The sequence below is a fragment of the Embleya sp. NPDC059213 genome, from assembly GCF_042754445.1.
GTDB lineage: Bacteria > Actinomycetota > Actinomycetes > Streptomycetales > Streptomycetaceae > Embleya.
The window spans coordinates 1-10,002 of sequence record NZ_JBHZAV010000269.1; the positions used below are offsets into that span (position 1 = coordinate 1).

8 protein-coding genes are annotated in these 10,002 nt (G+C 70.7%); 6 read left to right on the top strand and 2 right to left on the bottom strand.

Features of this window, described 5'->3' with window-relative positions; translation table 11 throughout:
• The first annotated feature begins 490 nt into the window (after positions 1 to 490).
• Both ACFXMF_RS44520 and ACFXMF_RS44525 read left to right on the top strand, forming a co-directional pair.
• Positions 491 to 1,450, top strand: coding sequence for an ABC transporter ATP-binding protein (locus tag ACFXMF_RS44520; RefSeq protein ID WP_379991736.1), 960 nt, complete (start codon positions 491 to 493; stop codon positions 1,448 to 1,450).
• Between the two features lie 11 nt (positions 1,451 to 1,461).
• The gene (locus ACFXMF_RS44525; protein ID WP_360321420.1) at positions 1,462 to 3,996 is read left to right on the top strand and encodes an FtsX-like permease family protein; all 2,535 of its coding nucleotides are present in this window, start codon (positions 1,462 to 1,464) and stop codon (positions 3,994 to 3,996) included.
• 272 nt (positions 3,997 to 4,268) lie between these two features.
• On the opposite strand, the gene ACFXMF_RS44530 is transcribed toward ACFXMF_RS44525, so the two are convergent.
• Together ACFXMF_RS44530 and ACFXMF_RS44535 are read right to left on the bottom strand one after the other, a co-directional pair.
• On the bottom strand, positions 4,269 to 4,649 hold the full coding sequence (locus ACFXMF_RS44530) for a DUF6907 domain-containing protein (RefSeq protein WP_360321423.1): 381 nt from the start codon (positions 4,647 to 4,649) through the stop codon (positions 4,269 to 4,271).
• A 166-nt stretch (positions 4,650 to 4,815) separates the two neighbouring features.
• Positions 4,816 to 6,741, bottom strand: coding sequence for a protein kinase (locus ACFXMF_RS44535; protein ID WP_380017993.1), 1,926 nt, complete (start codon positions 6,739 to 6,741; stop codon positions 4,816 to 4,818).
• Between the two features lie 361 nt (positions 6,742 to 7,102).
• Between ACFXMF_RS44535 and ACFXMF_RS44540 the strand changes: the two genes are divergently transcribed.
• From ACFXMF_RS44540 to ACFXMF_RS44555, 4 genes are all read left to right on the top strand, one after another.
• Positions 7,103 to 8,314: a hypothetical protein gene (locus tag ACFXMF_RS44540; RefSeq protein WP_380021191.1), complete on the top strand. Its 1,212-nt coding sequence runs from the start codon at positions 7,103 to 7,105 to the stop codon at positions 8,312 to 8,314.
• A gap of 255 nt (positions 8,315 to 8,569) precedes the next feature.
• Positions 8,570 to 8,770: a hypothetical protein gene (locus ACFXMF_RS44545; protein ID WP_360321432.1), complete on the top strand. Its 201-nt coding sequence runs from the start codon at positions 8,570 to 8,572 to the stop codon at positions 8,768 to 8,770.
• Between the two features lie 145 nt (positions 8,771 to 8,915).
• A complete protein-coding gene (locus ACFXMF_RS44550) occupies positions 8,916 to 9,467 on the top strand; it encodes a MauE/DoxX family redox-associated membrane protein (protein WP_379991734.1) in 552 nt (183 codons plus the stop codon).
• A gap of 2 nt (positions 9,468 to 9,469) precedes the next feature.
• Positions 9,470 to 10,002 (top strand): hypothetical protein (locus ACFXMF_RS44555; RefSeq protein ID WP_380021193.1); only part of this gene is annotated, 533 nt, incomplete at its 3' end.

Sequence of the window (10,002 nt, forward strand, 5' to 3'; positions counted from 1 at the left end):
CGACCCGGCCAACCCGGCGGGGTCGCCCCGCGCCACAGCCCAATCCCTCCCCACCCCCGCGACCCAGCCCACGCGGACCAGTTCCACGCACGCCGCATGCCAAGCCCCCACCCCGCGACCCAGCCCGCCCCCGCCCGTCCCGCCGAATGCCAAGCCCACCCCACCCCTCCCACGACCAGCCCCACGACCCACCCCCACCCCAAATCCCCACCCACCCAAGCCCATTGCACCCCCACCCCAACCAACACCCGCCCCACGCCCGCAACTCAGGCCAACACCCCCGCCCCACCCCCGCCCCAAACCCCTCCGGCGTACTCCCACCCCCTCCCATCCACCTTCCGGCCGACCCGCCCATAGCCCCCACGGCTGACGTCGCCCCCAACGCCCGTCGATAAATTAGACCGACCAGTCGATCTAATATTCCAATCCACCCATCCGCCCACCCACCCTCATCAAGCCATCCCACCCACAGCCCACCACCGGAGACCCAATGAACACCACCCCCACCGGCACCCCCACTCCCACCCCCCGCCACCCCACCCCCCGCCACGCCGCCCACCCCACCCCTCACACCCCCACCCCCCACACCACCACCCACACCACCCCCCACGCCGCCACAGCCCAAGCCCTCACCAAGACCTACGGCCAAGCCGACACCCAAGTCCGCGCCCTCGACAACGTGTCCGTCGGCTTCCGCCGTGGCGAGTTCACCGCGATCATGGGCCCCTCCGGCTCCGGCAAGTCGACGCTGATGCACTGCATGGCGGGTCTCGACCGGATCTCCGGCGGCTCGGTACGGCTGGGTGACGTCGAACTCGCCTCGCTCGACGACACCGCCCTCACCCACCTGCGGCGTGACCGACTCGGCTTCGTCTTCCAGGCGTTCAACCTGCTTCCGACCCTGACCGCCCTGGAGAACATCACCCTGCCGCTGGACATCGCCGGTCGACGGGCCGACCCCGAGTGGTTGGACAAGGTCATCGAGACCGTCGGCCTGGGCCACCGCCTCGACCACCGGCCCGCCCAGTTGTCCGGCGGCCAACAACAGCGCGTCGCCTGTGCCCGTGCCCTGGTCGGACGGCCCGAGATCATCTTCGCGGACGAACCGACCGGCAACCTCGACTCGCATTCGGGCACCGAGGTCCTCGAATTCCTGCGCGCCTCGGTCACCGAGGCCGGTCAGACCATCGTGATGGTGACCCACGACGCCGTCGCCGCCTCCTACGCCGACCGCGTCCTGTTCCTCGCCGACGGGCGCATCGTCGACGACATGCCCGCACCCACCACCGACCGGGTGCTGGAACGCATGCGCGCGTTCAACCGCAAGCCGACCACCCCCACCGCCACCACCTCCGTCCCCACCACACCCGCCACCACCCCCGCTACGACCACCCCCGCCACGACCACCCCGGATCCCACCACCCCCACCGCCTCCTCCCTCCCCCTCTGAAGGACCCGACCGTGCTTCGCACTTCCCTACGCAACCTCGTCGCCTACAAGGTGCGTCTCGCCCTCACCGCGCTCGCGGTCGTCTTCGGCGTGGCGTTCGTGGCGGCCGTCCTGGTCTTCGGCGACACCCTCAAGCAGGCCATGACCGAGGCCGCGCTGCGTGATCACCGCGGTATCGCGGTCGACGTCCGCGGTACCAAGCACGCCGTCGAACACCTCCAGATACCGCCCCTGGACGAACCGCTCGCGGCCAAGCTGCGCGCGCTGCCGGGCGCCGCGTCGGTCACCGGTCACGTCACCGGCTTCACGGCCGTCGTCGACCGCGACGGCAAACTCGTCCGGAAGAAGGCGAATGCGACCGGCACCAACGCCGTACCCGGCCGCGACGGCAAGGACCCCCGCTACACACTGACCGCAGGCCGGCTGCCCGCCAAGGCGGGCGAGGTGGCGCTCGACGACGCGACCGCCAAGGCCGCCGGATACCGGGTCGGAGACCGGATCCGGATCGTCGCCCGCGGGCCCGTCCTGGAGCAGACCGTCGTCGGCGTCTTCGGTACGGACAGCGCCGCCGTCGAGGCCGGCGGCTCGCTCACCCTCCTCGACACCGCCACCGCGCAGGGGCTCTACCTGGAGCCCGGCGTCTACGGCGAACTGCGCCTGAACGCGAAACCCGGGACCACGCAGGAACAACTGCGCGCCGCGGCGGCCCCGTTGGTTCCCTCCGGTGCCGAAGCCCTGACCGGCGACACACTGCGCCGAGACGACCGGGACAAGGTGCAGAAGGAGATCGCGTCGCTGCGCACGCTGCTCCTGGTCTTCGCGGGCATCGCGCTGTTCGTCGGCAGCTTCATCATCGCCAACACCTTCGCCATGCTCGTCGCCCAACGCACCCGCGAACTGGCCCTGTTGCGCGCCATCGGCGCCACCCGCGAGCAGGTGACCCGCTCGGTGATGTTCGAGGCCCTCGCGGTCGGCGTGGTCGCCGGACTCGCCGGATTCGTGATCGGCATCGGACTCGCGGTCGGCCTGCGCGGCATCCTCAACAACATCGGCGCCGACCTCACGCCCGGCCCGACCGTCGTCACCGGCGCGACCGCGTTGTGGAGCCTGGCCGTCGGCATCGGCGTCACGCTGCTCGCCGCATGGTTGCCGGTACGCCGAGCCGCCAAGATCCCGCCCGTCGCGGCGCTGCGCACGAACCTGCCGACCGGCGCCGCAAGTCTGCGTCGTCGCAACATCGCCGGCGTCCTGACCGTCGTGCTCGGCGGGATCGTGCTGCTCGCGGGCATCAAGGGCTCGGCGACCGGCAACGCCAAGGTGTTCACCGTGATGGGCGGCGCGGGCATCGTCCTGGTCGGCATCATCGTGCTCACCCCGCTCATCGCCACGCCGGCGGTGCGGCTGTTCGGCGCGCTGCTGCAACGCGTGCATCCGGTCGAGGGCCGGCTCGCGTACCAGAACGCGGCCCGCAACCCGCGGCGCACGGCCGCCACCGCATCCGCCCTGATGATCGGCATGGTGCTGGTGACCTCGTTGACCATCTTCGGCACGTCGCTCAAACAACTCGTGGACCGCACCCTGTCGAAGGGCATCACCGCCGAGTTCGTGCTCAGTTCGTCCTCCGACGGGCAGACGCTCACCCCGGAGATCGCCGCCACGGTCGCCAAGGTGCCGGGTGTCACCGCCGTCAGTCCGGTCCGCTCGGCGCAGGTGAGCGTCGACGGCAAGGAACACCAACTCACCGCCGTCGACCCGGCGAGCGCGTTCTCGGTGCTCACGACCAGGTTCACCCAGGGCGGCCCGCAATCCCTGGCGACGGGACTGCTGGTGTCGAAGCAGACCGCCGACGACCGCAAGTGGCGTGTCGGGACGCCGGTTTCGGTCACCTTCCCGGACGGGCGGCAGAGCCGGCTGTCGATCGGCGGCATCTACGACGAGGCGCCGCTGCTCGGTGGCCTCACGGTGTCGTTGCAGACGCTGACGCCGCATGTCGACGTCGTCGGCGACGACTTCGTACTCGCGAAGGTCGCGCCGCAGCAGCGGGACACGATGCGCGACACGCTCCGCAAGGCGGTCGGCAACAGCCCGGCGATCAACGTGCAGACGGCGAAGGAGGTCCGCAAGGACTTCAACAAGCTCTTCGACATCATGCTCAACATCGTCTACGGGCTGTTGTCGATGGCGATCGTCATCGCGGTGCTCGGCGTGGTCAACACGCTGGCCATGTCCGTCTTCGAACGTACCCGCGAGATCGGCATGATGCGTGCCATCGGGCTGGACCGGCGGCGCACCCGACGGGTGATCCGCCTGGAGTCCCTGATCATCTCGCTCTTCGGCGGCCTCCTGGGTGTGGTCCTGGGTCTGCTCGCCGGGGTCGGCGGGGTCAAGGGCATGGCCCGCTCCACGAAGGACCTGACCGTGGTGATTCCGTGGGACCGGGTGCTCGTCTTCCTGGTCCTCGCCGCGATCGTCGGTGTGCTGGCGGCGGCCTGGCCGGCCCGGCGCGCGGCCAGGCTCGACGTGCTCACCGCGCTGCGTACCGACTAGCCGGGCATCCGACCGGCGGTCCCGGCCGCGCCGTCCACGCGACCGGGACCGCCTCCCCGCATGTCATGACCCGACCGACGCCAACAGGCGGAACGACCGTGCTGCGCTGTGCCGTTCCTCGCCGAGTGCCGGTTGTTCACCAACGGCCGTTCCCTGCCGAGTGCCGGTTGCCCACCAACGGCCGAGCGCCGGTCGTCCACCATCGGCCAAGTGCCGGTCGTCCACCAGCCATCGAGTCCCCGGTCGTCCACCAGCGGCCGAGTGCCGGTCATCTACCAGAGGTTGCTGCCCGGCACCGGGGGCACCGGGATTCGGTCGAGGACGGTGCGGAGTGCGGAGGCCAGGCGTGGGTCGAAGGCGTCCGCCAGGTTGGCCAGGTTGCGAGCCTGCCCCGGGTCCAGGTCGACCCGCCAGGGTCGGCCGGGCGGCGGCACGCAGCGGGCGATCGCCACCCGCAGGGCGGTGTCCGGGCCGGACTCCGCCCAGATCTTGGCTTGGGTGACGCTCTGCGGGATCGGCGAGCCCGCCTCGATGGTGACGCCGATGGTGCGGTGGTGGAGCCGGGCGGCGGCCTGCGTCTCGACGTCGAAGTGCCCACGGCACCAGGACGGACAACCTTCGCGCAGGATGGGTTCGATCGGATGATCCGACATGATTTCCCTGTTCGGGCACGATGCCGCGTGCCCCGAGCGGCCCCCCGCCGTGTCGGCACGGACAGGATACGAGTGCCGGGCCCGCCCGGGAAGCCTCTCGGCTCGGGTGGATCGGGCACATACGTGAGTTGCGGGGTGCGGGCGGACGCGAAAGCGTTCGCCCGGCTCACGCTCGGGGCAGTTTCGTGACCACCGCGGCGCCGAGTCGGTCGGCGGTGGCGCACAGTTGCTCCCGGGGTTGCGCCGCGTAGACCTCGATCTGGACGAGTTCCACGATCGGGTGGGCGGCGTTGGGATACGTGCGATGCACGACACGGATCGTGCACAGGTCCCGGTCCGCTTCGCCGGGTGTCACGAACGCCCGGCGGTCCGCGATCATTTCCGGTCGGCCGATGTCGGCCGGGAGCGGCTCGCGTTGGTAGAAGCGCAGGATGATCGCGGTCTTGTCGACGGTGCTGTGCCATCGGCATTTCCAGTCGCCGAAACCGGCGTTGGGGTGCTGGGCGTCGATCGTGGGCATCCGGGCGAGTGCGGCCGGATCGAGCAGCGCGCACGCGTCGAGTCGGATCAACGAGGCGTCCCTCGGCGCGGACGGGCGTCGGGGGATGGGACCGCGACCGAGCACGTCGATCGCGTGCGTGGTGACGGCGTCGGCCATGCCGCACAGGTCGACCGGCTCGCTCGCCAGGTTCGAGATGGTCACCTTGACCACGTAGCCGTCGGGGAGTCGGAGGATCCGGGGGCACTCCCGCGCGTCGTCGGCCCCTTCGATCAAGGTGATGTCACCGATGCGCCGGGTGCGCAGTTGTGGGCCCAACTCCTGGCCGCCCTCGGTGAACGACAGCTCCGCGTCGGCCACGCGCCGGTCCTCGGCGCCGTGTACGAGCAGGTCGCAACGCCGGAAGCCGCCGAGCGCCGAGTCCAGCACGGTCCGGCCGAAGCGGGTCAGGGAGGCGGGATCGAGCAGCGCGCACGGATCGACGGTGCGTTCGTCGCCGACGAGGATCGTTCGGGCGGCGGCCGGCGTGGGCGCCGGTTTCGGGTCGATGAGCGGCGACCAGGCGAGAACTCCCACCGTGACCAGTGTCGTTGCCCCGACCACGAGCGGCCACGGCCGTCTCGACGACTGCGGGCGCCGGCGCGGAATGGGCAGGAACCGGAACGGCGGCCGGACGCCCGAGGTGGTGTCGGCGGCCGGCATCGGCGTGCCGAAGTCGGTCACCGGCCCGGGGACGATCCCGGTTCGCGGCCACGGCGTGGTCGTGTCGTGCGGCGAGGTCAGGGCGCGCAGTCTGGCTGCCACGTCGGCCGGCCCGGGCCGACGCCCGGGTCGTACCCGTAGCAATTCTTGCAGCAGCTCGGTCAGTTCCCCGGAGGCGACGGGTTTGTCGATGCGGCCTTCGCGGGCCCGACGCCATTGTGTGCGCGGGTCGTCGGCGCTGCCGTATGGCCCCTGCCCTTCGAGGACAGCGAACAACGACGCGCCGAGCGAGAACATGTCCGAGGCTCGACCGACTTCCCGGCCTCGGGCCACCTCGGGTGCGAGGTAGCCGGGCTTTCCGTGCAGGGCCCGATCCCGGGGCCCGGTACCCGCCGCTCCCAACGCCCGCGAGATGCCGAAGTCGGCCAGCTTGCCCGTCCCGTCCACGGTCACCAGGATGTTCTCCGGCGTCACGTCCCCGTGCACGACGGAATGCGCGTGTACCTCCCGCAATGCCTCCGCGATCTGCCACCCGATCGACGCGACCCACGCGGGCGTCGGGCGTTGCCCGGGCCGCGCCATGCACTGCCCGAGGCTGCGTGATTCGACGTATTCCATCACCAGCCACCACGTATCGTGCTCGACCACCAGGTCGAACACCGTGACGATGTACGGACTGTCGAAGCTCGCCGCGATGGCCGCCTCGTCCCGGAGTCGTCGCACGCTCTGCGGATCGTTGACCCGCGCGCACTTGATCGCCACCGGGCGCCGCAACAACTCGTCCCACGCCCGCCAGACGATGCCCATTCCGCCGGCACCGATCCGTGCCAGGAGGCGATACCGGCCATTCCCCACTGTTTCGACACCCACCACGGGCAACCCCTGTCCCACCCTGTGCGGTTACTTCGACACGGAGCGTACTCGCGCACTCGCGGGCCGGTGCCGCGGTTGACGGATGTGCACCCCGAAGTGCCGCCGTTCGTCACCCCCCGCACCGCACCGCACGACAGGGCACGGCACCGGATCGGAGCCTCGGCGTCGGACGATCGGTTGCAGCAGGTGAGCCCGCTGATCCGAGCCCCCCGGACGGGGTTGTCGCCGGCGCTTGGGTTGCGACGGCCGGCGAGTGGGCGAAGAGTTGGTCCTGTCGATACGTGTGCACCGTTGAGTCCTGGTCTCCGGTGAACGTGCGCCGCCTCAGTGGCAGAGCCGAGCCGACAACGGCACATCAGCCCCTCGGAACACACCTGGAATGACCATGTCCAAAACCGCGCGACGACAGATCTCCCGCGTCCTGGGTACCTCCTGCCTGGCGGCCGCCCTCGCGTTGCCCACCGCTGCGGCCGCCGCGGCGGCCACGCAGGCTCCCGCCCGACAGCACACGACCGGTGTGCCCGCACAGACCCCGCCGCCGCCGCCGTACAAGCCGCCCGCGTCGGAGCCGAACAGCCCCGCGCCCAACACGCCCGAACCGGTGCAGCCGAACACCCCGAACACCCCGGCGTCCCCAGGTTCGCAGGCGCCGAAGTCACCCGGCACGCCGAGTTCGGGTGGGTCGAGCGGGCCCGCCACCGGGTCGCCCTCGAAGTCCCAGGCGCCCACTCAGAGCCCGGCGCCGGCGGACGCCAAGAAGGAGGCGGAGGCGAAGATCGCGGCGTTGAACGTACCGGAGGACGTGAAACAGAAGCTCAGAGACGGGTTGAACAAGGCGTTGAACGCCATTCAGGACCCGAAGACCCCAGCGGCGGACAAGGCTCAGTACACCCGCATCGTGAACGAGATCAACAACACGCTGAAGGTGATCCAGAGTCCGACGACGTCGCCGGCGGACAAGGCGACCTACACGAAGCTGGTTCGGGGCATCAACGAGGCGGTCCGGCTGAGTCAGGATCCGAAGGTCCCACCGGCGGACCGGGCGGTCTACCGGAAGCTCGCGGACGAGCTGGCCATAGCCACGAGGGCTCTGCAGAATCCGACGCTGCCGCCGGACCAGAAGGCGTTCAACACGAAGGTCCTGGAGGCGATCAGCGACGGGCTGCTGGCCATCCAGAATCCGACGACGGCGCCGAAGAAGAAGGAGGACGTGGCGCAGGTGCAGAGGGCCCTGCAGGAGAGCAGCGAGGCGCTGCGCACGATTCAGGACCCGAACGCGCCGCAGCAGGCGAAGGACGCGGCCAAGAAGACGCTGGACGACCGGGCGGCCTCGCGGCAGAACCCCAAGTACCTGGAGTTCCTGGCGGAGGTCAAGCGCTACAACCCGTCCGACGCCTGTCTCGCGGCGATCGACAGCCGTACCGCGCAGGCCGGTTGGCCGGATGGATCCCTCTGGGGTCTGACCGACGAATCGTGCTCCGACACGTTGACCACGGCGGCGAGCGACAACAGCAGCCGGTGGAACGCGCTGTTCCTGTGCGTGCGGGACAACGCGTTCTCGACGTGCTCGGTGTACATCCCGCAGGACTGACGGGGCAGCGCCGACGGGGCGGCGCCGACAGGTTCGAAATCGCGCCGTGCAAGCGTTCCGGTCTGTCCGGAACGGTGCCGGGACATGCCGCCCTACCAGGGCGGACAGTCTCGACGCTGTTCGGGACAGACCGGAGCCGTTGTGTGTGCCGGGTGTGTTCGCCCAGGCTCGGTCGTGCCCCGCCGGTCGGGTGGGGCGCTTCCGGTTCCACCGCGTCGGCCGACGTCGACGCGGCTTCAGCGAAGGGGTACATCCATGACCAAGCTCGTGCAGGCGATCGCCGATCGCCTCGTGGAACGGTTCGTTCCCGCAGGTACGGCGAACGCGGTCGCCTGCCACAAGGCCGGCTCGAAGTGCATCAACGGCAGTTGTGCCGGTCAGAGCAAGTACACCCAGTACCGGATGAACTGCGACGACGGCAGCTACTACTACGCGTACGGCCACTGCGGCTGCTGACGCCGACCGGTCGGCCGAGTTCTCGCGCACGGTCGCGGTCTCGGCACCCACCGGAACAGTGAGGGGTGTCGGTGGTCTCCCACGCGGGTCCACCGGCACCCCTGTGTCCTCGTTCGAGTCTTCGGTGCGAAGGGAGTTCCGCGTCATGGAGTCGGCCGCGATGGCCTGCCGGGCCCTGCTCGTGGTGGTGTTCGCGGTCGCGGTGGTGAGCAAACTGCGTTCCGCGGCATCATTCGCGGCGTTCGTGCGCTCGGTGCGGGCGTTCGTCGCGTTGTCGCCGCGCCGCAGCCGTGCGGCGGCCCGCCTGGTCGCCGGGGCGGAGGCGGCCGCGGTCGTCCTGTTGCTGTCGCCGGGACCGGCGGCGCTCGTGGGGTTCGCGCTGGCGGGCTGCCTGCTCGCCGCGTTCACCCTCGCGATGGCGGCCTCCCTGCGGCGCGGGGTGCGGGTGTCGTGCCGGTGCTTCGGGGCGTCCGCGACCGACACCGGTCCGCTGCAACTCGCCCGCAACGGCTTCCTGGTCGTGGTGGCGATCATCGGCGCCGTCGGGACCTCCCGGGGCCTGCCGGACGCGCCGGGCGCACTCGCGGTGACCGTCGGCATCGGACTGGTCGCGGGTGTCGTGGTGACCGTCCTCGACGACATATCCGAGTTGTTGCGCGACGCCTTCCCCGTCGCCGTCCGGAAAGGGCAAGGGTGACCATGCCGTATCTCATCGCGGCCGTCGTGCTCGTCGGCGCGTTGTGCCTGCTCGACCTCCTGCTGACCGTGGGCCTGGTCCGGCGACTGCGGGCCGAACAGGCCCGGGGGCCACACTCGTCCGCGCAACCGATCGACGACGACGGCATGTTGCCGCCGGGAGCGCTGGTCGGGGCTTTCGAGACCCACACCCTCGACGGCCGGCCGCTGCGCAGGCGCGACCTGGACACCGGGACCGTGGTGGTGTTCATGTCGCCCGGGTGTCCGCCGTGTCACGAGAAACTGCCACGTGTGGCGGCGGCGTTGCGGGCGACTCGCGCGGAAGCGGCCCTGGTCGTCATCGCGGGCGGGCCGGCCGACGACCCGGATACCCGAGGGATGATCGAGGAACTGGCGCCGGTCGCCCGGGTCGTGCACGAATCGATCGACGGGCCGGTGACCGAGGCGTTCGCGGCCCGCGCCTTCCCGGTGATGTGTCGAGTACGCGCCGTGGGGGACGAACTCGTGGTCGAGGCGGTCGGCGATCGGGTATTGCC

What these genes read in the sequence shown, in the direction of transcription:
- ACFXMF_RS44520 (WP_379991736.1), top strand. Translation starts at nt 491, where the DNA reads ATGAACACCACCCCCACCGGCACCCCCACTCCCACCCCCCGCCACCCC.
- ACFXMF_RS44530 (WP_360321423.1), bottom strand. Translation starts at nt 4,649, where the DNA reads ATGTCGGATCATCCGATCGAACCCATCCTGCGCGAAGGTTGTCCGTCC.
- ACFXMF_RS44540 (WP_380021191.1), top strand. Translation starts at nt 7,103, where the DNA reads ATGACCATGTCCAAAACCGCGCGACGACAGATCTCCCGCGTCCTGGGT.
- ACFXMF_RS44545 (WP_360321432.1), top strand. Translation starts at nt 8,570, where the DNA reads ATGACCAAGCTCGTGCAGGCGATCGCCGATCGCCTCGTGGAACGGTTC.
- ACFXMF_RS44550 (WP_379991734.1), top strand. Translation starts at nt 8,916, where the DNA reads ATGGAGTCGGCCGCGATGGCCTGCCGGGCCCTGCTCGTGGTGGTGTTC.